Source organism: Aquitalea pelogenes (assembly GCF_041914625.1).
Lineage (GTDB): Bacteria > Pseudomonadota > Gammaproteobacteria > Burkholderiales > Chromobacteriaceae > Aquitalea > Aquitalea pelogenes.
This window is the reverse complement of sequence record NZ_JAYSDA010000034.1, coordinates 1-22,658: the sequence shown is the minus strand read 5'-3', so window position 1 is coordinate 22,658 and position 22,658 is coordinate 1. Positions and strand designations below refer to the sequence as shown.

General features: G+C 60.2%; 23 protein-coding genes and 1 riboswitch. Of the genes, 10 read left to right on the top strand and 13 right to left on the bottom strand.

Annotated elements, in window-relative coordinates:
• Nucleotides 1-10: 10 nt before the first annotated feature.
• Nucleotides 11-226, bottom strand: a complete 216-nt coding sequence (locus tag ACE3SE_RS19790) for a DUF1653 domain-containing protein (RefSeq protein ID WP_045847383.1) — start codon at nucleotides 224-226, stop codon at nucleotides 11-13.
• Nucleotides 227-283: 57 nt separating this feature from the next.
• Nucleotides 284-739 (bottom strand): GNAT family N-acetyltransferase, encoded by a 456-nt coding sequence (locus ACE3SE_RS19785; protein ID WP_374557693.1) that lies wholly within the window; start codon nucleotides 737-739, stop codon nucleotides 284-286.
• A 60-nt stretch (nucleotides 740-799) separates the two neighbouring features.
• Here ACE3SE_RS19785 and ACE3SE_RS19780 point away from each other — a divergent pair, with 60 nt between their 5' ends.
• The gene (locus tag ACE3SE_RS19780; protein ID WP_374557690.1) at nucleotides 800-1,747 is read left to right on the top strand and encodes a tRNA dihydrouridine synthase; all 948 of its coding nucleotides are present in this window, start codon (nucleotides 800-802) and stop codon (nucleotides 1,745-1,747) included.
• A 331-nt stretch (nucleotides 1,748-2,078) separates the two neighbouring features.
• On the opposite strand, the gene ACE3SE_RS19775 is transcribed toward ACE3SE_RS19780, so the two are convergent.
• From ACE3SE_RS19775 to ACE3SE_RS19765, 3 genes are all read right to left on the bottom strand, one after another.
• Nucleotides 2,079-2,228 (bottom strand): hypothetical protein, encoded by a 150-nt coding sequence (locus ACE3SE_RS19775; RefSeq protein WP_156156974.1) that lies wholly within the window; start codon nucleotides 2,226-2,228, stop codon nucleotides 2,079-2,081.
• Nucleotides 2,229-2,236: 8 nt separating this feature from the next.
• Nucleotides 2,237-2,815 (bottom strand): LexA family protein, encoded by a 579-nt coding sequence (locus ACE3SE_RS19770; RefSeq protein ID WP_045847380.1) that lies wholly within the window; start codon nucleotides 2,813-2,815, stop codon nucleotides 2,237-2,239.
• Nucleotides 2,816-2,969: 154 nt separating this feature from the next.
• The gene (locus ACE3SE_RS19765) at nucleotides 2,970-3,785 is read right to left on the bottom strand and encodes a helix-turn-helix transcriptional regulator (RefSeq protein ID WP_374557688.1); all 816 of its coding nucleotides are present in this window, start codon (nucleotides 3,783-3,785) and stop codon (nucleotides 2,970-2,972) included.
• A 199-nt stretch (nucleotides 3,786-3,984) separates the two neighbouring features.
• Between ACE3SE_RS19765 and ACE3SE_RS19760 the strand changes: the two genes are divergently transcribed.
• From ACE3SE_RS19760 to ACE3SE_RS19745, 4 genes are all read left to right on the top strand, one after another.
• Nucleotides 3,985-5,481, top strand: coding sequence for an aldehyde dehydrogenase (locus ACE3SE_RS19760; protein WP_374557686.1), 1,497 nt, complete (start codon nucleotides 3,985-3,987; stop codon nucleotides 5,479-5,481).
• 26 nt (nucleotides 5,482-5,507) lie between these two features.
• The gene (locus ACE3SE_RS19755) at nucleotides 5,508-6,890 is read left to right on the top strand and encodes an aspartate aminotransferase family protein (RefSeq protein ID WP_374557684.1); all 1,383 of its coding nucleotides are present in this window, start codon (nucleotides 5,508-5,510) and stop codon (nucleotides 6,888-6,890) included.
• 146 nt (nucleotides 6,891-7,036) lie between these two features.
• Nucleotides 7,037-8,131 (top strand): polyamine ABC transporter substrate-binding protein, encoded by a 1,095-nt coding sequence (locus tag ACE3SE_RS19750; protein ID WP_374557682.1) that lies wholly within the window; start codon nucleotides 7,037-7,039, stop codon nucleotides 8,129-8,131.
• A 184-nt stretch (nucleotides 8,132-8,315) separates the two neighbouring features.
• The gene (locus ACE3SE_RS19745) at nucleotides 8,316-8,483 is read left to right on the top strand and encodes a hypothetical protein (protein ID WP_156156973.1); all 168 of its coding nucleotides are present in this window, start codon (nucleotides 8,316-8,318) and stop codon (nucleotides 8,481-8,483) included.
• An 85-nt stretch (nucleotides 8,484-8,568) separates the two neighbouring features.
• Here the strand turns inward: ACE3SE_RS19745 and ACE3SE_RS19740 are convergent, their stop codons facing one another.
• From ACE3SE_RS19740 to argE, 4 genes are all read right to left on the bottom strand, one after another.
• Complete coding sequence (locus ACE3SE_RS19740; RefSeq protein ID WP_045847375.1) at nucleotides 8,569-8,961, bottom strand: phasin family protein; 393 nt, start codon at nucleotides 8,959-8,961, stop codon at nucleotides 8,569-8,571.
• A 149-nt stretch (nucleotides 8,962-9,110) separates the two neighbouring features.
• Nucleotides 9,111-11,051 (bottom strand): B12-binding domain-containing radical SAM protein, encoded by a 1,941-nt coding sequence (locus ACE3SE_RS19735; RefSeq protein ID WP_242673509.1) that lies wholly within the window; start codon nucleotides 11,049-11,051, stop codon nucleotides 9,111-9,113.
• Between the two features lie 58 nt (nucleotides 11,052-11,109).
• Nucleotides 11,110-11,457, bottom strand: coding sequence for a thioredoxin family protein (locus ACE3SE_RS19730; RefSeq protein WP_045847374.1), 348 nt, complete (start codon nucleotides 11,455-11,457; stop codon nucleotides 11,110-11,112).
• A 104-nt stretch (nucleotides 11,458-11,561) separates the two neighbouring features.
• Nucleotides 11,562-12,719, bottom strand: a complete 1,158-nt coding sequence (argE, locus tag ACE3SE_RS19725; RefSeq protein ID WP_374557679.1) for an acetylornithine deacetylase — start codon at nucleotides 12,717-12,719, stop codon at nucleotides 11,562-11,564.
• Nucleotides 12,720-12,941: 222 nt separating this feature from the next.
• On the opposite strand from argE, the gene ACE3SE_RS19720 reads away from it, so the two are divergent.
• The 3 genes from ACE3SE_RS19720 to ACE3SE_RS19710 all read left to right on the top strand — a co-directional run bounded on the left by ACE3SE_RS19720 (nucleotide 12,942) and on the right by ACE3SE_RS19710 (nucleotide 15,878).
• Nucleotides 12,942-13,844 carry a LysR family transcriptional regulator gene (locus tag ACE3SE_RS19720; RefSeq protein WP_045847372.1) on the top strand — a complete coding sequence of 301 codons (903 nt, stop codon included), beginning with the start codon at nucleotides 12,942-12,944 and terminating at the stop codon, nucleotides 13,842-13,844.
• Nucleotides 13,845-13,972: 128 nt separating this feature from the next.
• Nucleotides 13,973-15,016: an ABC transporter substrate-binding protein gene (locus ACE3SE_RS19715; RefSeq protein WP_045847371.1), complete on the top strand. Its 1,044-nt coding sequence runs from the start codon at nucleotides 13,973-13,975 to the stop codon at nucleotides 15,014-15,016.
• Between the two features lie 93 nt (nucleotides 15,017-15,109).
• Nucleotides 15,110-15,279: riboswitch (yybP-ykoY riboswitch) on the top strand.
• An 11-nt stretch (nucleotides 15,280-15,290) separates the two neighbouring features.
• Nucleotides 15,291-15,878, top strand: coding sequence for a TMEM165/GDT1 family protein (locus tag ACE3SE_RS19710; RefSeq protein WP_193394065.1), 588 nt, complete (start codon nucleotides 15,291-15,293; stop codon nucleotides 15,876-15,878).
• A 76-nt stretch (nucleotides 15,879-15,954) separates the two neighbouring features.
• Here the strand turns inward: ACE3SE_RS19710 and fliD (ACE3SE_RS19705) are convergent, their stop codons facing one another.
• The 4 genes from fliD (ACE3SE_RS19705) to ACE3SE_RS19690 form a co-directional block, all read right to left on the bottom strand.
• Nucleotides 15,955-17,322 carry a flagellar filament capping protein FliD gene (gene fliD, locus ACE3SE_RS19705; protein ID WP_374557676.1) on the bottom strand — a complete coding sequence of 456 codons (1,368 nt, stop codon included), beginning with the start codon at nucleotides 17,320-17,322 and terminating at the stop codon, nucleotides 15,955-15,957.
• Nucleotides 17,323-17,494: 172 nt separating this feature from the next.
• The gene (gene fliD / locus ACE3SE_RS19700; RefSeq protein ID WP_374557674.1) at nucleotides 17,495-18,994 is read right to left on the bottom strand and encodes a flagellar filament capping protein FliD; all 1,500 of its coding nucleotides are present in this window, start codon (nucleotides 18,992-18,994) and stop codon (nucleotides 17,495-17,497) included.
• Nucleotides 18,995-19,152: 158 nt separating this feature from the next.
• Nucleotides 19,153-20,436 carry an NAD(P)/FAD-dependent oxidoreductase gene (locus ACE3SE_RS19695; protein WP_045847368.1) on the bottom strand — a complete coding sequence of 428 codons (1,284 nt, stop codon included), beginning with the start codon at nucleotides 20,434-20,436 and terminating at the stop codon, nucleotides 19,153-19,155.
• 202 nt (nucleotides 20,437-20,638) lie between these two features.
• A complete protein-coding gene (locus ACE3SE_RS19690; protein WP_131359775.1) occupies nucleotides 20,639-20,875 on the bottom strand; it encodes a hypothetical protein in 237 nt (78 codons plus the stop codon).
• A gap of 303 nt (nucleotides 20,876-21,178) precedes the next feature.
• On the opposite strand from ACE3SE_RS19690, the gene ACE3SE_RS19685 reads away from it, so the two are divergent.
• Both ACE3SE_RS19685 and ACE3SE_RS19680 read left to right on the top strand, forming a co-directional pair.
• Complete coding sequence (locus ACE3SE_RS19685; RefSeq protein WP_374557672.1) at nucleotides 21,179-22,201, top strand: transporter; 1,023 nt, start codon at nucleotides 21,179-21,181, stop codon at nucleotides 22,199-22,201.
• A 140-nt stretch (nucleotides 22,202-22,341) separates the two neighbouring features.
• Nucleotides 22,342-22,658: zinc ribbon domain-containing protein YjdM (locus ACE3SE_RS19680; protein WP_374557670.1), on the top strand; the 317-nt coding region annotated here is incomplete at its 3' end.

The window sequence follows — 22,658 nt, the reverse complement described above, 5'->3', positions numbered from 1 at the left end:
GACTGTGTGGCTAGAACAGTTTGACGGGTGAGAAGCGTGGCAGGCTCTCGCCTTCGTGGATGACGGTTTCCAGGAACATGCCGGCAGGGCGTGTCCATAGTTGATAATCGCCATAGAGCGCGCGATAGGCCACCATGGGTTCATGCGTTTCAGAATGCAGACCCAGCCCGAGCACTTCGTAAAGATTGCCCCGGTAGTGGCGATAAATGCCGCGTGGAATGTCCATCTGTGTTCCTTGTCGGTTTCTGCTGGGCCGCCAGCATGGCGCTGCCGGGCAGTGCGGTCAAGTATTCTTGCCATCCCAGTAATACACCCGGAATTCGGTATCCAGCACAAAGCCGTTACGTTCGTACAGTCGCTGTGCCCGGGTGTTGTCATGGGCGGTTTGCAGCATGATGTCGCCACCACCCAGGCTGATGACATGGGCCTGACAGGTTTGCAGCAGCTGCTTGCTGACACCGCTGCCGCGGTAGTCCGGTGCGACATACAGGTCGTGCAGCAGCCAGTTGGGTTTAAGCGTCAGCGAATTGAAGCCGGGATACATCAAGGCAAAGCCGACAGCAATACCAGCATCCTCCGCCAGCCACAGGCAGGCCTCGCGCTGGCGTATGCGCGCTTCGAGAAACTGCAGGCAGTCCGCATCGCTTTGCTGTACATGATAAAAAGCCAGATAAGCCTGAAACAGCGGCAGGCAGCGCTCAAGCTGGTGTGGGGTGACAAGGCTGATCTTCAAGGTCATGCATTCGCTCCCGGGCAGTGATTCCGCTACAATAGCGCCCTTTTTTCAGCAGGTTAAGTCATGAATCTGATGCTGGCCCCGATGGAGGGTCTGGTTGACCCCATCATGCGGGATGTACTGACCCGTCTGGGCGGTATCGACTTGTGTGTAACCGAATTTGTCCGGGTCACCAATGTGCTGTTGCCCACCCGTACTTTTCACCGTCTGGCACCGGAATTGCTGAACGGTGGCAAAACCCGCGCCGGAACAACAGTGCGGGTGCAGTTGTTGGGTTCAGACCCGGTCTGTCTGGCGGAAAATGCCGCCAAGGTGGCCAGCCTCGGCGCGCCGGGGGTGGACCTGAACTTTGGCTGCCCGGCACCCACGGTCAACCGTCATCGTGGCGGGGCGGTACTGCTGACCGAGCCGGAGCTGCTACACGCCATTGTCAGGCAGGTGAGGGCGGCTGTTCCGGCCGAGATACCGGTAACCGCCAAGATGCGGCTGGGCTATGAGGACAAGAGCCTGGCACTGGACTGCGCTGCTGCCTTGGCAAGTGCCGGGGCAGCCGAGCTGGTGGTACATGCGCGTACCAAGGTGGAAGGGTATAAGCCGCCAGCCCACTGGGACTGGATTGCCCGTATCCGGGAGCATGTCACGGTGCCGGTGATTGCCAATGGCGAGGTGTGGACCGTGGCGGATTACCATGCCATCCGGGCGCAAAGCGGCTGTGAGCGAGTGATGATTGGCCGGGGGCTGATTGCCGCGCCCGACCTGGCACTGCGCATTGCGGGCGACCAATCCGACACGCCCATGGCCTGGCAGGCACTGATGGAATGGTTGCTGGATTTCTACCAGCAGTGCTTTACCGAGGCAGGGGAGTCGCGCTACCCACCGGCAAGGCTCAAGCAGTGGCTGGGTCAGTTGAAAAAAACCTACCCGGAGGCGGGTGACTTTTTCGAAGTGATTCGCCGCGAAACTTCTGCTGAGAATATTCTGAGAGTAATGCAGGATATGTCTGTTAAGTAAATTCACCCATAGCCAATGCCAGGTGCAAACGTTAGGATGAAAACGTGCTTGGTTCTTGGTATGGATCCAGGCGCTGTATGACCGGCTGCCCTCAGCTTCCGGTCGTTACACTTCCCCGATACCCTGTTAATCCCTCCCCTTGCGGGAGGGTTTTTTTTGCCTGCATGGGCCTCAGGATGATCCGGTCAGCAGGATGATCCGGTCAGCCTCACGACGCCAATCTGGCCGATGAGAGCGGGGCTGTCGCTGGGAGTAAACCAAATGAAATCAGACCAGGCATGCTGGTCTGATGATGTTGTCGCGACAGGGGAAACTTGCCCGGACGCGAGGTCTAGACGAACTGCACCGGGACAAAGTAGCTGCGACCGGTGCGGGATACCAGCACCTGCGGTTGTCCGGCGCGGACTTCACGAAAAGCACGCGGCAGACGGCGCCAGTCCATGAACTTCATCTTGATCAGGCTTTCATCGATTTGCATCATGCGCTCCTTTACGAGACCGGGTGAATGACGTTGGTCACCACACCCCAGATAAACAATGCCGCTTCTTCCGGCACTTCGATTGGCGAGTAAGCCGGGTTCTCCGGCATCAGGAACAGGCCGCTTGCCGTTTTTTCCAGCCGCTTGACGGTAAGCTCGCCGTTGATGACCGCCACCACCACCTTGCCGCTGCGTGCTGGCAGGGCGCGGTCGACAATCAGCAGGTCGCCATCGTGAATGCCGGCATTGATCATCGAGTCGCCTTTCACCGTCACCATGAAGGTACTGGCAGGGTGGCTGACCAGATGGGCATTCAGGTCGATGTCGGCTTCTTTCAGGTCATCGGCGGCAACGGGCGAGCCGGCAGGTACCCGGCTGGCGAACAAGGGCAGTGACAGCTGGCTGAGGGTTTCCGACAGGGTGCGGATATCCTGGGTGTCCGCCGTCCTGACCGTACGCAGCTGGCGATATTCAGCCAGCCAGTTTTCCAGCAGTGGCCGCAAGGGTTCCGGCACACGCATGGCTACGGTTTTGTCACCACCGAATGCCGATTTGCGTCCGGCACCATCTCGTTTGCCTCCTTGTGCCATCTTGGCCCTTCCTGTTTCGCTTGCGTTGAATTGATTGTGTACAAATTCAAATGACTTGGCAATGCCAATGTGAAAATGCCGGGGTTTAGTGTGGCATTCTTGCTGTTCTTGATATTTTGCAATGAATCAAGTTATTGAAAATAAAAGACAAATACTATTTCTGCTTGCGCGGTGCGCTGGAAGAGCCATCCGGGGCCGCAAACAGTAGAAACAAACCTGCCTGCTGGCTGACGCCCAGCTTGGCGTACAGATTGCGCCGGTGCACCTTGGCGGTATCCAGTGAAATGCCCAGCTCACGGGCAATGGCCTTGGTGGAGTGCCCGGCCAGAATCAGCAGGGCGACCTGCACCTCACGCTCGGTAAGTTGCGGATTGCCGCGCTGGCGCAAGGCATCTTCCAGCCTTGACTGGCGTTCCACCGGGTTGTTGCGTTGCTGTTCGATCAGGCTGGTGTCAAATTGCCATGCCTTGCGCAGCAGCGTCAGCAGCCAGGGGCTGAATAACTGGCAGCTGCCAATCTCGCTGGCACTGAAGCGCTGACGGCTGGCCAGCGACAATGACAGCACGCCCTGGCCGGCAATGGGCAGCAGGAATTGCAGCTCGTCCTCCCCGACATTGCGGCTGAAATACTGGCGGTAGTATTCGGTGTCACGGAAGGAATCCGGTGCCACATCGTCCAGCCGATACAGGCCGGGCATCGGGTTTTGCTGGCTGAACGCATAGAAGGGGTCGATGCGGTACAGCCCGGCGCGGTAGTCGGCAAACAGGTCGTCCGCTGCGAGGTTGGCGGCATGATCCGCCAGGATCAGCGGGGGCTGGTCGGCCTGGAACAGCAGCACTACCCAGGTATCGAAGGTGGCAATCTCGCCCAGAAAGCTGGCCAGCACCGGCCAGAAGCGTGGCTCTCCCAGTTGTTCCAGCAATTTCCCCAGCCGGTGATGAAAGGCCAGGTCACTCACGGCGATCTGCATGTCTGTTCTTGCTCCTGTTTCGGTATTGGCCATGGTTTTGCATGATGCCGCAACTGTTCTGCCCCGGCGCTACCCCCAAGGGGTGAGTGGCCTCACCCATCAAGGCGATGGGCGGGGTGGGGCAGCCTGCCTAGACTGTGGCCATCGCATGCCAGTCGTATGTGGAGTCGCGACTGGCTAAACCCGACAGGAGAGTAGCATGTTGTCATCGAAAGATCTGTCATTCTGGACGGCTTGCGCCAGCGCGCTGCAGCCTGCTGCACAGGCCTATATTGATGGCCGGCTGCAAGATGCAGTAGATGGCCGCCAGTTTGCCAGCATCTGTCCGCATACCGGCCAGACCATCGCCATGGTGGCACGCTGTGCACAGGCGGATGTTGACCTGGCAGTGAGCGCCGCACGACGCAGCTTTGAGGCCGGGGACTGGTCGCGCTGTCATCCGCGAGAGCGCAAACCGGTGCTGCAAAAACTGGCGCAACTGCTGCGCGACAATGCCGACGAACTGGCCTTGCTGGATTGCCTGGACATGGGCAAGCCCATCTCGGATGCGCTGAATATCGACGTGCCGGCCACGGCGGCCTTGTTCGACTGGTATGCCGAGGCCTGCGACAAGCTGTATGACGAAGTGGCCCCCAGCGGCCCGGATGCGCTGGCGCTGGTGACGCGCGAGCCGGTGGGCGTGGTGGCGGCGGTGATTCCGTGGAATTTCCCGCTGGACATGGCCGCCTGGAAAGTGGCCCCGGCGCTGGCGGCAGGCAATAGCGTGCTGCTGAAACCGGCCGAGCAATCGCCGTTGTCTGCCATTCGTCTGGCGCAGCTGGCCAGCGAGGCCGGGCTGCCGGCCGGTGTGCTGAATGTGCTACCCGGCTATGGCGAGGAAGCTGGGCAGGCGCTGGGCCTGCATCCGGACATCGACTGCCTGTCGTTTACCGGCAGCACCGAAATCGGCAAGCGCTTTCTGGCGTATTCCGCCGCTTCCAACATGAAAATGGTGTGGCTGGAGTGCGGTGGCAAAAGCCCGAATCTGGTGTTTGCCGACTGTGCCGACCTGGACGCGGCGGCACGCAAGGCGGCCTTCGGCATCTGCTTCAATCAGGGCCAGGTGTGTTCTGCCAGCTCGCGTCTGCTGGTGGAAAGCAGCATCCACGACCGTTTTGTCGAAAAAGTGCTGACCGAAATGGCGCATTACCAGCCGGGCAATCCGCTGGACCCGGCCACGCGGCTGGGCACGCTGGTGGATGCCGGGCATACCGGCCGGGTGCACGGTTTTATCGAGGACGGCGTGCGGCAGGGCGCGCGCTTGCTGGCTGGTGGCGAGCGGCTGCGACTGGGTGACAGTGACTGCTATTTGCAACCCGCCCTGTTTACCGGAGTGACGCCGCAGATGCGTATTGCCCGCGAAGAGATTTTCGGCCCGGTGTTGTCGGTGCTGCGTTTTGACAGCGAGGCCGAAGCCATTGCCATGGCCAATGACAGCATCTACGGCCTGGCAGCTGCGGTATGGACCGACCAGCTGCAGCGGGCCCACCGCGTGGCGCGTGCCTTGCGCGCCGGTACTGTCTCGGTCAACACCGTGGACGCACTGGACCCCGGCGTACCGTTTGGCGGCTGCAAGCAGTCCGGCTTTGGCCGCGACCTGTCCCTGCATGCGCTGGATAAGTTCAGCCAGCTCAAAACCACCTGGATCAGCCTGTAAGCCGGTGCCCCGGCATGGAGACCACAATGCACACAAATCACAAGCAACGCAGTACCGCCGACTATCAGGCCATGGATGCCGCCCACCATATTCATGCCTTTCTGGACCAGAAAGCCCTGAACGAGGAGGGGCCGCGCGTCATCACCCGTGGCGAAGGGCTGTATGTGTGGGACAGCGAAGGCAAGCAGTATCTGGACGGTATGTCCGGCCTGTGGTGCACCAATGTCGGCTATGGCCGGCAGGAGCTGATTGATGCCGCCACCCGGCAGCTCAAGGAACTCAGTTACTACAATATGTTTTTCCACACCACCCACCCGGCGGTGGTGGAGTTGTCCGAGCGGCTGTTTTCCCTGCTGCCCGGCAGTTACAGCCATGTGATCTATACCAACTCCGGCTCCGAAGCCAATGAGGTGCTGATTCGTACCGTGCGTCGCTTCTGGGACGTGATGGGCCAGCCGGACAAGAAAATCTTCATCGGCCGCCACAATGGCTATCACGGCTCCACCGTGGGCAGCGCCTCGCTGGGTGGCATGGCCTTCATGCACGAAATGGGCAATCTGCCGATTCCGGGGGTTGAACACATTGACGAGCCAGACTGGTATCGCCACGGCGGCAACCTCAGCCCGGCGGAATTCGGCCTGCAGTGTGCCCGCGCGCTGGAGCAGAAAATCCTGCAACTGGGCGCAGACAAGGTGGCGGCTTTTGTGGCCGAGCCGTTCCAGGGTGCCGGTGGCATGATTTTCCCGCCGGAAAGCTACTGGCCGGAAATCCAGCGTATTTGCCGTCAGTACGATGTGCTGTTGTGCGCCGACGAGGTGATTGGCGGCTTTGGCCGAACCGGCGAATGGTTTGCCCATCAGCATTTCGACTTCCAGCCCGACACGCTGAGCATCGCCAAGGGGCTGACCTCCGGCTACATCCCCATGGGCGGGCTGGTGCTGTCGCGGCGCATGGCGCAGGCCCTGATCGACAAGGGCGGAGTGTTTGCCCATGGCCTGACCTATTCCGGTCACCCGGTGGCCGCCGCCGTGGCGCTGGCCAATCTGGATGTGTTGCAGGGCGAAGGCATGGTGGATGCCGTCAAGCAGGATACCGGCCCCTATCTGCAACGCTGCCTGCGTGAAGTGTTTGCCTGCCACCCACTGGTGGGCGACATCCAGGGCACGGGCATGGTGGCGGCCTTGCAGCTGTGTGAAGACAAGGCCAGCCGCAAGCTGTTTGCCAATGAAGATGATATCGGCTGGCGTTGCCGCAGCCATGGCTTTGACGAGGGGCTGATCATCCGCTCCACCCATGGCCGCATGATCATGGCACCGGCACTGGCCATCACTCGCAGCCAGATTGACGAGCTGCTGAGCAAAACCCTGCGGGCAGTCGACCGTACCGCCCGCGAGCTGGGCATGTTGTAAGCCCCGCCACCGGCATCCTTACAGAGCCGTTCAGCGGCCAGACCTTGCCGGGACCACTCCTTCAGCACAGCGCCATAGTTCCCGCCACCGGTCAGCCTGGCCGGTGGACGGGTGTTGCCAGTCCGCACTACAGGAGTTTCACCATCATGCGCGTCACACCCACCCTGCGCCGTCTTGCCTCCGCCACGCTCTGCTGTCTTGGCCTCACCGCCCAGGCGGCCGAGCTGCATGTCTACAACTGGTCGGACTATATCGGCGAGCAAACCATTGCCGGCTTCGAAAAACAGGCCGGCATCAAGGTGAAATACGATGTCTACGACAGCGATGACACCCTGCAGGCCAAAATGCTCACCGGCCGCGCCGGTTACGACGTGGTGGTGCCCACCTCCAATTACATGGCGCGTCAGGCTGCCGCCGGCATCTATCAGCCGCTGAACAAGGCGTTGCTGCCCAATCTGGCCAACCTGGACCCGCAGCTGATGAAAATGGTGGCCAGTGCCGACCCCGGCAACAAATACGGCGTGCCCTATGCCTGGTTTACCGACGGGCTGGGGCTGAACCTGAACAAGGTGAAGGCGGCGCTGGGCAATGATGCGCCACTGGATAGCTGGGACCTGCTGTTTGACCCGGCCCGGCTGGGCAAACTGAAGAGTTGCGGGGTGTCGATGCTGGATCAGGCCAGCGATGTGTTTGCCATCACCCTGCATTACCTGCACAAGGACCCGAACAGCAAGAACCCGGCCGATTATCAGGCAGCGTTTGAAACCCTGAAGAAAATCCGCCCCTATATCACCCAGTTCAATTCTTCCGGCTATATCAATGACCTGGCCAATGGCGATGTCTGTCTGGCGGTAGGCTGGTCGGGCGATATCGGCATTGCCCGGCGCCGGGCGGCAGATGCCGGCAAGCATTACCAGATTGCCTACGTCATTCCCAAGAGCGGCGCGCCGTTTTCGGTGGACATGATGACCATTCCGAAAGATGCGCCCAACCCGGCAGCGGCGCACCAGTGGATCAACCACATCCTGCAGCCGGACGTGGCGGCCGGCATCACCAACAAGGTGTTCTACCCCACGCCCAATATCCCGGCGCGCAAACTGGTGCAGCCAGCCATTGCCAGTGATGCCGGCATCTACCCGCCGCCCGCGGTAATGCAGACGCTGTTCCTGCTGCAACCCTTGCCGACAGATATCCTGCGCTTGCAGAACCGCTTGTGGACGCAACTGAAAACAGGGCGTTGAAACCGTGGCACATCCTGTAATCCGGGATATTGCTGCTGGTGTGGCCAGAATCCGTGTCAGTGGCGAAGCAGGGCGGATAATCAATCGTTACCGTTGAATATCCGGGCGGCACGGGGTAGTCTCTGCAGCCGTCCCGTTACTGCCATGCAGATGGCTGCAGGCAAGGGATGAACAGGAGACAGCAATGCGAGTACAGGCAAATCCGGCCGATATCGGTCGTTGTGGCTGTGGCCGGCGCGACTATTGTGATGGTAGCCATGGCCTGACCGAAGAGCAGTGGCAGGCCCGGCTGGCCGAAGAGCAAAAGCAGGCAGACGAGCAAGCCGCTGCTGCGGACTTTGGCGACGATTGAATGCCAGTCTGACTGGCCTTGCTCAGTCAAGCACAAACAGCCCGCACATCCGGCAGGATGGCGGGCTGTTTGCTTGGGTGAATGCTTATTTCTTTTTGTCGCTGCTATTGGCAGGCGGCTGCAGGTAGCTGGCCATGCCTTGCAAGGAGTTTTGCATGCTGGAGAGATGTTCCAGAGCCAGGCCTTGCAAGTCTTCCTGCGCCTTGGACAGGATGCCGCAAAATTCGCCAGAGCACTCCATGGCGCGGTTGGCATTGGCTTTGGCCAGGTCGCTGATCTGGCTGATGGCTTCTTGTGGCGTGCTGGCCTGGCTCAGCGCGTGCAGTGACTTGGCGTAAGTATCCAGATGCTCGCGGCTGGTGCTGATCTGGAAATTGACCAGTTGTTCGACGTTGTTCATCGAGACTTGCAGGAATTTCAGCGTGATGTCCACGCCGGCAGTCTGATTTGGCTGGGTAGACTTGTCGTTGGATGACATGGTGCTTCTCCTTGGGGACTGGACGGTAGCGGGGAAGGGCAGTTGTTGCGCGTGCAACAGCTGCTTGGAGTCATCTTCCCGCTAATCGTTCAGCATTTTCCCTGTCCAAGAGGAGTGGTTTTCTGGATGGCTGCTTCCTGTCTTCTGCTTCAGCCCAGGGCGCGGGCAATGAAGTTGCGTGGTACGCGTGGCTTGGGGACCCGGCCACTAAACCAGTTGCGTACGTCCTGATCCAGCCCGATGCCGTGCATGAAGTTGTACAAGGCCTTGTTGAGCGCCTTGCCCATGGCGTCGTGATCGGTGCCGGTAGGGTCGATGAAGCCGACATCGTTCTTGGCGAAGCTGACCGGCGGTAAGGGTTGCAGGGTGACGCCGTATTCTTCCGGGTTCTGGCCCACCGGCGAATGCACGGTGCAGGCAAAGCGGTGGAAGAAGCCGGACTGGATGCAGCCGGTATCAAACAGCTGGCGTACGTATTCCAGTGCATCTACCGTGTCCTGCACCGTCTGGGTGGGGAAACCGTACATCAGGTAGGCATGCACCAGCACGCCTGCTTCGGTAAAGCTTTGTGTCACCCGCGCCACCTGTTCCACCGACACGCCTTTTTTCATCAGCTTGAGCAGGCGGTCCGAGGCCACTTCCAGCCCGCCGGAAATGGCGATGCAGCCGCTTTCCGCCAGCAACTGGCACAGCTCCGGCGTGAAGGATTTCTCGAAGCGGATATTGCCCCACCAGGAAATGGATACATTGCGGCGTAGCAGTTCTTCAGCCAGCGCGCGCAGCATCTTGGGTGGTGCGGCCTCGTCGACAAAATGGAAGCCGGTCTGGCCGGTTTCGGCAATGATGGCCTCGATGCGGTCCACCAGCGTGCTGGCGGAGGCGGTTTCGTAACGCGAGATGTAGTCCAGTGTCACGTCGCAGAAGCTGCATTTTTTCCAGTAGCAGCCATGTGCCACCGTCAGCTTGTTCCAGCGCCCGTCGCTCCACAGCCGGTGCATGGGGTTGAGCATGTCGAGCAAGGACAGGTAACGGTCGATGGGCAGACCGTCCCAGGTGGGGGTGCCGACTTCCTCGAAGGGGATGTCGGCTTCCATCATGTTGATGTAGCGGACCTCGCCGTCTTCGCGCACGAAGGTGCGTACCAGTCGGGATGTCGAGCGTTTGCCTTGCAGGTGTTCCAGCAGGGCCAGCAGCGGTTTTTCGCCATCGTCCAGCGTGATGAAGTCGAAGTAATCGAATACCCGTGCTTCTTTGAGTTCGCGCAGCTCGGTATTGACGAAGCCGCCGCCCAGCACGGTGCGGATGGCTGGCCAGCGCGCCTTGATGGTCTGGGCAATGCGGAAGGCTGCATACACCGAGCCGGGGAAGGGCACCGACAGCAGTACGATGTCCGGCTGATGCCGGGCAATGGCTTCTTCCACCAGCTGTTGCAGGGTGTCGTCCACCAGCGTGGGTTTGCCGGCCAGGGCCCGCGCCAGCGGGTCGAAGGTGGGCTGGCTCATGGCCAGCGATTCGGCATAGCGCACGAATTCAAAACGCTCATCCACCGCTTCGCGCAGTACGTCGGCAATGTCATTCAGGTAGAGCGTGGCCAGATGGCGGGCGCGGTCCTGCTGACCCAGTGCGCCAAAAGCCCAGGCCAGCGGGTCGCCACCATAGGGGTCGTCCGGGTCCACATACACTTCCAGCGCGGCAAAACGCTCGCCTTCGGGCAAAAAATTGCGGCCACAGATGCGGTGCGCCACGGTGGAGTCACGCCCTTGCAAAAAGGCAATGACCGGGCCGATGGTGGCCAGGTAGCGCTCGAACTGGCCGACAAAGCTGTGCAGCTGTGCACTGCGTTTTTTCGGTGGAATGGCGTCAAGCTGCTGGCGCACGGCTTGCAGGCCACTTGCCGAAAACAGTCGCAATACCAGCTGCAAGGCCAGGTCTTCCTGAAAGGCGGTGACCTGGCGCGAGCGCAGAAAACCGGTGATGTAGGCGGTGGACGGATAGGGCGTGTTCAGCTGCGTCATCGGCGGGATGAGCGACAACACGCGTGGCGACGCATTGGCTGTGGACGTCTGCATGGGGGTGGTATTCAACTGCATGGCTTTCATTGATTGCTGCGGCCCGCCGCAGATGGGGCTTGGCGGCGACGGGCGGTATTCAGGATGTGCGCGGCGTGGCGGGCAGGCTGGCCAGTAATTGCTGGATCGCCAGCAGGCTGTCGGGCCGTACCAGTCGGGCAACTTCCTGTCCGTCTTGCAACAGCACCAGCGTGGGCCACAGCTTGACCCGGAAGCTGCGGCCGAGGCGACGGCCTTTGCCGTCTTCTATCTTCAGGTGCGGCAAGTCCTGATACTGCTGCATGGCGCTGGCCAGTAATGGTTGCGCCGCCTGACAGTACTGGCACCAGGGCGCACCGAATTCCAGCAGCAGCGGACCATGCTGCGTCGCCAGCTGTTCGGCACCGGGTTCTTGATCCTGTGGGCTGAAGCTGCTGCAAAAGGCCATGGTGGGCTCCTGTCGGCAAAGGCAGCAGAGGATAACACTGTTGGGCAAAAACGGCCCGGCTTCCTTGTGCAGAAAGACGGGCCGGTTGCTGTCATGCGACAGGCTCAGCGGCTGGCGAGCTGGCTGCCCAGGCGTGATAAAAACGCATCGCAGGCGGCCAGTTGCTCCAATGCCAGCCATTCGTCCGGCTGGTGCGCCTGTGCGATGTCGCCGGGGCCGCACACCACGGTGGGAATGCCGCAACGTTCGGCAAACAGCCCGCCTTCGGTGCCAAAGGCAATCTTGCGTGGCGGGGTGTGGTCGTTCAGCAGGTCCTGCACAAAGCGCACGACGTGGGCGTCCGGCGGGGTGAGCAAACCCGGATAGCTGGTTTTTTCCGTGAAGCCAAAACCGCAGTCGGGGTCCACCGCCTGCATTTCCGGCTGTAGCACCTGCAGGGCATGATTGCGGATGGCGTCCAGCAGGCTTTGCGGCGGGTCTTCCGGCAAATGGCGGATTTCAAAGTCGAACTGGCAGTGCGCGGGGATGATGTTCAGCGCGGTGCCGCCTTGCATGGTGCCGACGTGCAGGGTGCTGTAAGGCACTTCGTACAGCGGATCGAACGGGCCGTGCTGGCGTCGCTGCCGGGCCAGGCTGCGGATGAAGCTGACCAGCTCGGCAGCGTATTCCACTGCGTTCACCCCGGCCGTCGGGTTGCTGGAATGGCCTTCCTGCCCCCGCGCTGTCACCCGCCAGGCAGTCTTGCCCTTGTGGGCGGCCACCAGCTTCATTTGTGTCGGTTCGCCAATGATGCCCATGGCGGGTAGTACCGGCAGCCCGCCCAGCACTTCCAGCAGGCGGCGCACGCCGATGCAGCCGATTTCCTCATCGTAAGTGAAGGCAAGGTGCACCGGCGTGTGCAGCTGGCTTTGCGCCAGTTGCGGCACCTGGGCCAGCACACTGGCAAGAAAGCCTTTCATGTCAGCCGTGCCGCGGCCATACGCCCGCTCGTCGCGGATATCCAGCTGGAACGGGTCGCTGTGCCATGTCTGGCCATCTACTGGTACCACATCGGTGTGGCCGGCCAGCATCACGCCGGGGCGGTCGGTGGGGCCGATGGTGGCGTACAGATTGGCCTTGCTGCCGTCTTCGTTTTCCACGATGTGGCTGCTGATGCCATAGCCAGCCAGGTAGTTTTTGACAAAGCGGATCAGCTGCAGATTGCTCAGCCGGCTGGTGGTGTCAAAACCGGTCAGCGTGTTGAGCAGGGTAAGGGATTCCATCAAACGTCTTTCCATGAAACCGCAGCATGCGGTGTGGCGGCCAGGCAAGGGCCGTGCGTCAGTTTACACCCCGGCCATGCCGATTGCGGCGGCCGGGCATTGTTTTTGCGTTACACCTTGGGCAAGGCAGCTTGCGTGGTGTGTCGGTTGACAAGGCGAATCTAGCTTGCGACATTGAATACCGAAAATATTATTATTTTTTCTGCTGGATAGATAAATATTATGCAATATACCCTGCGGCAGCTGGCTTATCTGGTGGCGGTGGCCGACCACGGCAGTGTCACTGCGGCAGCCAATGCCCTGTACACCTCGCAGCCGGGGATCTCCAGCGCCATCGCCCAGCTGGAGGAGCAGTTCGGCCTGCAGTTTTTCATTCGCCACCATGCCAAGGGCGTGTCGCTGACGCCCGCCGGGCAAAGCTTTGTCGCGGCAGCGCGCAACCTGCTGGCGCATGCGGACGACCTCAGCCTGCATGCCAGCGCATTGAGCCAGTCCTTGCAGGGTGAGTTGCAGCTGGGCTGCTTCACCACCATTGCGCCCTTGTTTCTGCCGCGCCTGCTGGCTGCCATGCGCGAGTCCTACCCCGATATCACGGTACAGCTGCACGAAGGCGATACCGGCCAGTTGCAGCAGGCACTGCTCAGTGGGCAGACCGAGCTGGCCTTGCTGTACGACCTGGATCTGGCACCCAGCTTGTACCGGCAGACGCTGCAAACCGTCTTGCCTTACGCCGTGCTGCCGGCCAATCACCCGCTGGCCACGCAAACGGCGGTGTCACTGCATGATCTGGCCGATTTGCCCATGGTGTTGCTGGATTTGCCACACAGTCGCGAGTATTTCCTGTCGGTATTCCGCCTGCACAATCTGGAAGCACGGGTGCGCCACAAGACAGTGAGTTTTGAACTGGTGCGTGGCCTGGTGGCGGCAGGCAACGGCTATGCGCTGCTGAACCTGCGCCCGCAAACCCGGCAGTCCTATGCTGGCGATGCCCTGGTGTACCTGCCGATTGTGGAGGATGTGCCTGCGCTGAATATCGTGCTGGCGTGGCCGCAAGAGCTGCGCCTGACACGCCGCGCCGAGGCCTTTGTCTCGCTGTGCGAGCAGAGCATCAGCCGTTTGGGTTGAGCGCGGTTTTGGTGCATCGCAAAAACCGATGCAGTTGACAAGGTAAAGCTATTTTACCAATGCCCCGGGCTGTCCCTACAGTGTGCTTGCAGCCGCCCACCTGGCTGAGTCTCCTGTAAGGATTTGCCATGCCCACATTCAAGCATTGTCGTGTTGCAGCCGTACTGGGCTGCGTATTGCTGAGCGCTGCCACCCAGGCTACCGAACTGACCGTGGTGTCGTTTGGTGGTGCCAACAAGGAAGCCCAGCAAAAAGCCTACTACCAGCCCTTTGCCGCCAGCAGCGGCATCAAGGTGGTGAGTGGCGATTACAACGGTGAAATGGCACGGGTGCGTGCCATGGTAGACAGCAAGCGGGTGAGCTGGGACGTGCTGGATGTCGAATCGCCAGACCTGCTGCGCGGCTGTGACGAAGGCATGTTCGAAAAGCTGGACTACCGCCGCATCATCAAGCCTGCAGAACTGCTGCCCGGTGCCGCCCAGGCCTGTGGCATGGCGGCCTACGCCTGGAGCACGGTGCTGGCCTATAACAGCGACAAGCTGAAGACTGCCCCGCGTTCCTGGGCGGATTTCTGGGACGTGAAGAAATACCCCGGCAAGCGCGCCTTGCGCAAAGGGGCCAAGTACACGCTGGAAATTGCCCTGATGGCAGACGGGGTGGCACCGCATGATGTGTACAAGGTGCTCAACACCCCGGCGGGTTTGAATCGTGCCTTTGCCAAGCTCGACCAGCTCAAGCCCTATATCCAGTGGTGGGAAGCCGGTGCCCAGCCCGCGCAGTATCTGGCCGCTGGCGATGTGGTGATGAGTTCGGCCTATAACGGGCGCATCAGTGCGGCGCAGAAGGAAGGCGGCAAACAGCTGCAAATGGTGTGGAACGGCAATATCTACGATTACGACTACTGGACCATTCCCAAGGGCAGCGCCAATCTGGATGCCGCCTACAAGTTCCTGGCCTTTGTCAGCCAGCCGGGGGCGCAGGCCGAATACGTGAAGGGCATCAGCTACGGGGTGAGTCACCGCAAGGCGGCCGCGCTGATCGACAAGGGCCTGCTGGGCAATCTGCCTACCGCGCCGCAAAACCTGAAGCAGGGCGTGGCGATAGACAGCAGCTTCTGGGTGGATCACGGCGAAAACCTGGAGCAGCGTTTCAACGCCTGGGCGGCGCGCTAAACCATGGTGGCCATGGCCGGGCAGCTGCATGGCCCGGCGCATGGCGAAAATCAGGGCAAGGGGCTTGCCAAATGGCATGACTCGTTTACAATGCCACCCGTCATCAGGGAGTAGCCGCCCTCCGAATGCGAGAGGGACGTGTGTCAACAGACTTGCCGGTTCCGGCATGGCACACGTGGTCCGAGACTTGGCGAGACTTTTGACCGTAATGCTCTGCATGGCCGGGACGCATTGCGGTCACTCGTTTTCGCGTCCCGGCCATGGAGAACACTTGATGCAGTCTTTTCTGGTATCCACCGGTGTAGTAGCCCTGGCCGAAATCGGCGACAAGACCCAACTGCTTTCCCTGATTCTGGCGGCGCGTTACCGCAAGCCTGTTCCCATCATTCTTGGCATTTTGCTGGCCACGCTGGTCAACCATGCCGGTGCCGGTGGTGTGGGGGCCTGGCTGTCCACCGCGCTCAGCCCCAATATCCTCAACTGGACTGTCGTTGCTTCCTTTGCCCTGATGGCTGGCTGGATTTTGATTCCGGACAAGCTGGATGAAGGCGAAATCGTCATGCCCAAGCGCCAGATGGGCGTGTTTGCCACCACCGTGTTTGCCTTTTTCCTGGCAGAAATGGGCGACAAGACCCAGGTGGTGACCATTGCGCTGGCGGCGCGTTTTCATGACTTCCTGCCGGTGGTGGCTGGCACCACATTGGGCATGATGCTGGCCAACGTGCCGGTCATCTACCTGGGTAGCCGCTTTGCCGACCGCCTGCCCACCAAGGCCGTGCATATTGTTGCATCGCTGATTTTTGTGGTGCTGGGGGCACTGGCCTTGATGAATGCCATCAACGGTAACCAGTTGCTGGGTTGATTCTCCTGTCTCTCTAATAAAGAACGCCACCCGGCTTGGCCGAGGTGGCGTTTTTCATGGCGGGTGCCAAGCTATCTCAGGCCAGTAAGCCAGCGAGGTTGCTGGTGGATTGCTGCATTTGTGCCAGCGTGGCATTCAGCGTGGTGTATTGCTGCAGATAGGAAGCACGCAATGCGTCCAGATTGGTCTGGATTTCGGTCTGGTGGCTGGTTTCGTCGGTAACGCTCTGGTTCAGGTCGTTCTGTTTGGTCACCACAATGCCGGTCGGCCCCAGCAGATTATTGATGGTGCTGTTGAAGCGGTCGGCAAAGCCGGTGCTGCTGCTGTTGCCGAACAGATTGGCCACTGCGCTTGGGTTGCTGGTCAGCGCCTTGTTGAAGGCGGTCTGGTCCAGTGCCAGCGTGCCGTCCTTTTGCAGGCTGATGCCCACTTGTGACAGATAGGCGAATGATGTGGTTGCATCCACACCTGCCACCTGTGTCTGCAGAACCGACGATAGTTGGTCCTGGATGGATAGCAGCGAGTCATCGCCCTTCATGTCACCGCTGAATGCACTGTTCACCGTGCTTTGCACCTTGTTGTAGGCATCGACGAAGCCTTGCAGGGTGGTGGCAATGCCGGAAGTGTCCTGGCTCATGCCGATGGTGACTTGTCCGGCTTTTTCCAGATTCACCGACGCGCCATTGATGACGCCGGTCAGGGTATTGCTGCTGGAGGAGACATTGACACCATTGACCGTGAGCAGGGCATCGCTGGCGGCAAACGACTCGGTGGCCGCCGTGCTGCTTTGTTGCAGGCCGGCCAGGGTGTTGCCACTGGTATTGCCGCTGTCAGTACCGCCGGATGTCACGCTGAAGGCATTGGCCGAGCCGGAATTGGCCGAAGCAATCACCAGCGAATAATTGCCGTTGTACTGCACGATGGAAGCATTGACCCCGGCATTGGCTGAATTGATGGCGTCCGAGATGTTCTGCAGGCTTTCGCCGCCGCTGCCGCCATTGTTCAGTTGCACCGTGGTGCTGGTGCCCGCCACGCTGAAGGTGAGCGAGGAGGGCACGCCGCTGATGGCGGTGGTAGCGCTGGTAATGGGCTGGCCGCTGCTGTTTTCATCGAATACCAGCTGGCGTGACTGTGCCAGCTTGCTCACATTCAGCTGGTAACTGCCGGCAATGCCGCCGGTGCTGGTGGTGACCGAGGCAATGGTGCTGTCGGAACTTGTCGCCTTGAAACTTTGCAGGAAGGCGCCGGACGACAGGCTGCTGACCGAGGTTTGCAGCGCGGACAGGGCAGAGCTGATCTGGCCCATGTCACTCAGCTCGGTCTTGTAGGTGGAAACCTTGTTCTGGCTGTCAGTCAGTGGCTGCTGTTCCACGCTCATCAGCTGGCTGACGATAGACTGTACGTCGAGCGGACCGGCGGTGGTGGTGATGGATGCTGAACTCATGATGTTCTCCTTGCTGTCCGCCATCGGGCAGACAGGCCATGGCTGGCTCTGTCTGCATTATCGGGCGGAAGCAGGGAGGTCTTGATGGCAAACCCCGGTTAAAAGATGTTGCCAACTGTGAAGTCCGTCACACATTGTCAAACAACTGGCTGACGCTTGAGCGTGGCCGGGATCAACTGCTGCCCGAGCCGGAAGATGAGCCTGCGGCGCTGACCCCGGCCATCAGGCCGGACAGATTGCTGGTGGATTGCTGCATCTTGGCCAGCGTGGCATTGAGCGTGGTGTACTGGTGCAGGTAGTTGGCCTGCTTGTCGCTCAGCTTGGTTTGCAGCTGTGTCTGGTGCGTGGTTTCGTCGGTGACATTCTGGTTCAGGTCATGCTGCTTGGTCATGATGATTCCGGCAGGTCCCAGCAGATTATTGATGGTGGTGCTGAAGCGGTCGGCAAAGCCGCTGTTGCTGCTGTTGCCGAACAGATTGGCCACGGCGGCAGGCTTGCTGCTCAGCGCCTTGTTGAAGGCGGTCTGGTCCAGCGACAAGGTGCCGTCCTTCTGGATGGCAATGCCCACCTGGGACAGGTAGGCATAGGAGCTGACCGGGTCGGCCCCGCTGACCGGCGTTTGCAGCACGCTGGAGAGCTGGTTGCGAATGGACGTCAGTGCTGCGTCGCCCTTCATGCTGCCGCCGGCGGCGCTGTCCAGCGTGCTTTGCACCTTGTTGTAGGCATCGACAAAGCCTTGCAGCTTGCTCGCAATGCTACTGTTGTCCTGCGCCATGCTGATGCTGGCTTCACCGGTTTTTTGCAGGCTGAGGGTGGCACCGCCAATGACATCGCTGACGGTATTGCTGCTGGACGATACGTAAACGCCGTTGACGGTGAGCGAGGCGTCGGTGGCGTCGTTGGATTCGCTGATGGCGGTATCGCTTTGCTGCAGCCCGGCCAGCGTGTTGCTGCTGTTTTCGCTCAGGCTGCTGTCGCTGCCACCGGCAGTAATGCTGAATGCCTTGTCCGAGCCCGGTTCCGCGGCGGCAATCACCAGCGAGTAATTGCCCTTGTATTGCACGATGGAGGCATTGACCCCGGCATTGGCGGCATTGATCTTGTCGGCGATGTCCTGCAGGGTGACGCTGGCTGGCGTGGTGCTCGTGGTGGTGCCGTCACTGTTGGTGACCGTGCTGACCGGCTCACGCAATTGCACGGTGGTGGTACTGCCGCCTACTTCAAGGCTGAGGCTGTCGGGCACATTGTCCAGCGCGGTGCTGGTGCTGCTGAGGGCTTGCCCATCCGTGCCGGTGTCAAATACCAGCTGGCGCGGCTTGGCCAGCTCCTCCACATTCAACTGGTAATTACCGGGAATGCCCGTGCCATTGGTGTCTACCGTGGCGACGGTCGGGTCCGAGCTGCTGGCCTTCAGCGTATGCAGGAAGCTGGTGGACGACAGGCCGCTGACGGCAGTTTGCAAGCCCGACAGGGCCGAGCTGACCTGGCCGATGTCGCTGAGCTTGCTGTTGAAGGTTTTCAGCTTGCCCTGGCTGGTGGTGAGTGGCTGCTTTTCCACCGTCATCAATTGACTGACGATGTTCTGTACGTCGAGCGGACCGGCCGTGGTGGTGATGGATGCGCTGCTCATCTTGTCTTGCTCTGCCTTGAGGATGGAGGATGACGGAATCATGCTCGTAGCGCGTATTATCCCCGAGGGCGGCAGCAGCCCGCGCGGCAAGACAGGTCAAAGAATGTTTGCTTTTGCAAACAAGGTTAAAAACAGTAAATGTCGGGGAATGAAAAAGGGCTGCCTGTTGGCAGCCCCTGAATGGTGCGAGTGCAAACTGCTCAGATACCCAGCTTGTCGCGCAGCGAGTAGTACCAGGCACCCATGGCGGTAAACGGAACCCGGAACAGGGTGCCGCCGGGGAAGGGGTAGTGCGGCAGGGTGGCAAAGGCATCAAACCGTTCGGCCTGGCCGCGTAGTGCCTCGGCCAGAATCTTGCCGGCCAGATGGGTATAGGTGACGCCGTGACCGCTGCAGCCTTGCGAGTAGTAAATATTGTCACCAATGCGGCCAACCTGCGGCAGGCGCGATAGCGTCAGCAGGAAGTTGCCGGTCCAGGCGTAATCGATTTTCACATTGGCCAGCTGCGGGAACACTTTCAGCATCTTCGGCCGGATGATGGCTTCGATATTGGCCGGATCACGCGCGCCGTAGACCACGCCGCCGCCAAAGATCAGCCGCTTGTCTTCGCTCAGGCGGTAGTAGTCCAGCAGATAGTTGCAGTCTTCCACGCAGTAGTCCTGCGGCAGCAGGCTGGCAGCCAGTTCGTCGCCCAAAGGTTCGGTGGTGATGACCTGGGTGCCGCAAGGCATGGATTTGGCGGCCAGTTCCGGCAGCAGATTGCCCAGGTAGGCATTGCCGGCCACGATCAGGAACCTGGCCTTGACCCGGCCTTGCGGGGTGGTTACCACCGGCTGCTGACCGCGTTCGATGCTGAGGGCCGGCGATTGTTCGTAGATGACGCCGCCCAGTTTTTCTACTGCTGCCGCTTCACCCAGTGCCAGGTTCAGCGGGTGGATGTGGCCGCCACTCATGTCCAGCATGCCGCCGATGTATTGGTCGGTTGCCACGATGCCACGCATGTCGTCCTTGCCCAGCAGTTGCAGCTGCTTGTGGCCGTAACGTTCCCACAATGCCTTTTGTGATCGCAAATGTCCCATCTGCTTTTCACTCAACGCAGCAAACACGCCACCATCTTTCAGCGCGCAGTCGATATCGTATTTGGCGATGCGTTCGCGAATGATGCGACCGCCTTCAAAGGCCATGTCGCCCAGCAGCCTTGCCTGCTTGCTGCCGACGCTGCGTTCGATCACATCAATGTCGCGGCTGTAGCTGTTGACGATCTGGCCACCATTGCGGCCGGATGCGCCAAAGCCAACCTTGGCGGCCTCCAGCACGGTAACCTTGAAGCCGTTTTCCAGCAGGGAAATGGCAGTGGAAAGACCGGTATAGCCTGCACCGATGATGCAGATGTCGGTTTCGATATCGCCTTGCAGTGCCGGACGGGACGGGGCCGGTTTGGCAGAGGCGGCATAGTAGGATTCTGGGTAGCTGGTTTGTGGCATTTCGTTAAACTTTTTCGTTTAATATTTTGCACATGCCAGACGATTCTAGCCCAGACCTTCCGTACTTGCCAAATGATTTGATCAAATTATGTGTTGAACTGTTGCCGATGGTGCTGACTGCACTGTGACTGGACGTGATGCCGGGGGAGGGGTACTTGCCGGGAATGTCAGGGTGCTTGCGTTGGCAAGCACCCCGTGTGGCTTACTTGCTGGTGTCTTCGCGGCGGCCGATGTCTTTCTTGGATTCAGTGCTGGCAGCAGCACTGGCCTTCTTGTGCTTCTGCTGTTTCTTCTTCTTGGCTTCCTGTTTCTTGATCTTGGCCTGATCGGCTTCCCAGGCTTTTACCTCGCTGGCGGTCGGTTGTTCCTGGTGCAGCTTGTTGGCCAGTGCCGGGGTGGCAATCAGGGTGGCGATGATGGCAAGGGCGGAGAATTTCATGTGATGATCCTCGACTGGTCAGCTCTGGGTGTTGATGTTCAGGATTGAACGTGTGCCAGTCTAAGAATTATCCAGAGGGCCATTAACCGGCCTATTCCTGATTGAGTTGGTTATTTATCCTGTTGAGGTATAAGAATTTTCACGCCCTGTCGAGCGCTTAAGGTCATGAAGAACAAGGCCGGCTGCATACATTGTCACGGGATTGTCGTCAAGCATGGCCAGGGCTGATGGTATGCTTGCCCGCGGTCCTGAGCCTTGCTGCGGGCCGGTGTGATGACCCTTATCCGGAGAGAGAAGTTAGCAATGAGCCTGTCGATTGCCAGTGCAAGTTATGGCGCTGATCAGGTTGGTCTGATCAGCGGATTCCGTTTTTTGCCGGATCAGTCCGGTGAGCCTATCGGTTCGGAGCAGGCGCTGGCCTTCCTGCAGGACACTTCGCCAGCCGCCGAGGGCTTTGTCTGGCTGCATTTCAATCTGGCGCACGTGGCTTGCGAGCGCTGGATCCGTGCCAATCTGGCCTTGCCGGAGGACTTTGCCGAAATGCTGCATGCCGGGGCAGGCTCCACCCGTATCGAGGCGGTGGATGGCATGCTGCTGGCCGTCATCAATGATGTGGCACTGGGTTTTGGCGTGGTGACTTCCGATGTCGCCACCCTGTGGGTGGCGGCGGGCAGCCGCTTGCTGGTGACTGCACGGGTGAGGCCCTTGCGCTCGGTGGACCGCTTGCGTGCGGCAGTGAAGGCGGGCGAGGTGTTTCCGTCGGCCCGGTCATTGTTGTTTCATCTGATGCAGGACCAGGCCGACGTGATGGCGGCCATCGTGCGTGAAACCACCCGCAAGGTGGATCATATCGAGGACCGCTTGCTGGCCGAACGCTTGCAGGATCACCGCGCCGAATTGTCCAGCATGCGCCGTACCCTGGTGCGCATGCAGCGCTTGCTGGCCCCGGAACCGGGGGCGCTGTTTCGCCTGCTGAACCGGCCACCGGCCTGGCTGGCCGAGCCGGATGTGCAGGCCCTGCGCGAATCCACCGAAGAATTTTCGCTGGTGCTCAACGACCTGGCCACCCTGGTGGAACGCATCAAACTGTTGCAAGAAGAACTGGCAGCCAAGCTGAACGAGCAGACCAACCGCACCTTGTTCACCCTGACGCTGGTGACGGTGCTGGCCCTGCCCATCAATATCGTGGCCGGTTTTTTCGGCATGAACGTGGGTGGGGTGCCACTGGCCAATCACCCGCACGGCTTTTGGGTGCTGGTGGTGCTGGTGGCCAGCTTTACCCTGCTGGCCGGGTGGTGGGCCTTCCGGCGACAGGCTCCGCGCTGAGTCAATGCCACCGCCTGGCGCATTGACCCTGTTGTCAACAGGTGAACTTGTTACCGTGCTGGCGTACAATAGCGGGCTTTTGTGCCATTTGCCGGTGGCGAGTGGTGTTGATCCAGTCTGATTTTTAAGCAAGGTACAGCATGAGCGGTTTGCCCAATTGTCCCCAGTGTGGTTCCCAGTTCACCTATGAAGACGGCGCCATGCTGGTGTGCCCGGAGTGCGCACACGAATGGTCTGCCCAGGCCGAAGCGGCTGGCGAAGAACAGGGCCGTGAAGTGCGCGATGCCAATGGCAATCTGCTGCAGGATGGCGATACCGTCACCGTCATCAAGGACCTGAAAGTGAAGGGTTCCTCACTGGTGGTGAAGGTAGGTACCAAGGTCAAGAACATCCGTCTGGTGGATGGTGATCACGATATCGACTGCAAGATCGACGGCATTGGCGCCATGGGTTTGAA

Coding starts and splice junctions, on each gene's coding strand:
- ACE3SE_RS19790 (WP_045847383.1), bottom strand. CDS start 226: ATGGACATTCCACGCGGCATTTATCGCCACTACCGGGGCAATCTTTAC.
- ACE3SE_RS19785 (WP_374557693.1), bottom strand. CDS start 739: ATGACCTTGAAGATCAGCCTTGTCACCCCACACCAGCTTGAGCGCTGC.
- ACE3SE_RS19780 (WP_374557690.1), top strand. CDS start 800: ATGAATCTGATGCTGGCCCCGATGGAGGGTCTGGTTGACCCCATCATG.
- ACE3SE_RS19775 (WP_156156974.1), bottom strand. CDS start 2,228: ATGATGCAAATCGATGAAAGCCTGATCAAGATGAAGTTCATGGACTGG.
- ACE3SE_RS19770 (WP_045847380.1), bottom strand. CDS start 2,815: ATGGCACAAGGAGGCAAACGAGATGGTGCCGGACGCAAATCGGCATTC.
- ACE3SE_RS19765 (WP_374557688.1), bottom strand. CDS start 3,785: ATGCAGATCGCCGTGAGTGACCTGGCCTTTCATCACCGGCTGGGGAAA.
- ACE3SE_RS19760 (WP_374557686.1), top strand. CDS start 3,985: ATGTTGTCATCGAAAGATCTGTCATTCTGGACGGCTTGCGCCAGCGCG.
- ACE3SE_RS19755 (WP_374557684.1), top strand. CDS start 5,508: ATGCACACAAATCACAAGCAACGCAGTACCGCCGACTATCAGGCCATG.
- ACE3SE_RS19750 (WP_374557682.1), top strand. CDS start 7,037: ATGCGCGTCACACCCACCCTGCGCCGTCTTGCCTCCGCCACGCTCTGC.
- ACE3SE_RS19745 (WP_156156973.1), top strand. CDS start 8,316: ATGCGAGTACAGGCAAATCCGGCCGATATCGGTCGTTGTGGCTGTGGC.
- ACE3SE_RS19740 (WP_045847375.1), bottom strand. CDS start 8,961: ATGTCATCCAACGACAAGTCTACCCAGCCAAATCAGACTGCCGGCGTG.
- ACE3SE_RS19735 (WP_242673509.1), bottom strand. CDS start 11,051: ATGCAGTTGAATACCACCCCCATGCAGACGTCCACAGCCAATGCGTCG.
- ACE3SE_RS19730 (WP_045847374.1), bottom strand. CDS start 11,457: ATGGCCTTTTGCAGCAGCTTCAGCCCACAGGATCAAGAACCCGGTGCC.
- argE (WP_374557679.1), bottom strand. CDS start 12,719: ATGGAATCCCTTACCCTGCTCAACACGCTGACCGGTTTTGACACCACC.
- ACE3SE_RS19720 (WP_045847372.1), top strand. CDS start 12,942: ATGCAATATACCCTGCGGCAGCTGGCTTATCTGGTGGCGGTGGCCGAC.
- ACE3SE_RS19715 (WP_045847371.1), top strand. CDS start 13,973: ATGCCCACATTCAAGCATTGTCGTGTTGCAGCCGTACTGGGCTGCGTA.
- ACE3SE_RS19710 (WP_193394065.1), top strand. CDS start 15,291: ATGCAGTCTTTTCTGGTATCCACCGGTGTAGTAGCCCTGGCCGAAATC.
- fliD (WP_374557676.1), bottom strand. CDS start 17,322: ATGAGTTCAGCATCCATCACCACCACCGCCGGTCCGCTCGACGTACAG.
- fliD (WP_374557674.1), bottom strand. CDS start 18,994: ATGATTCCGTCATCCTCCATCCTCAAGGCAGAGCAAGACAAGATGAGC.
- ACE3SE_RS19695 (WP_045847368.1), bottom strand. CDS start 20,436: ATGCCACAAACCAGCTACCCAGAATCCTACTATGCCGCCTCTGCCAAA.
- ACE3SE_RS19690 (WP_131359775.1), bottom strand. CDS start 20,875: ATGAAATTCTCCGCCCTTGCCATCATCGCCACCCTGATTGCCACCCCG.
- ACE3SE_RS19685 (WP_374557672.1), top strand. CDS start 21,179: ATGAGCCTGTCGATTGCCAGTGCAAGTTATGGCGCTGATCAGGTTGGT.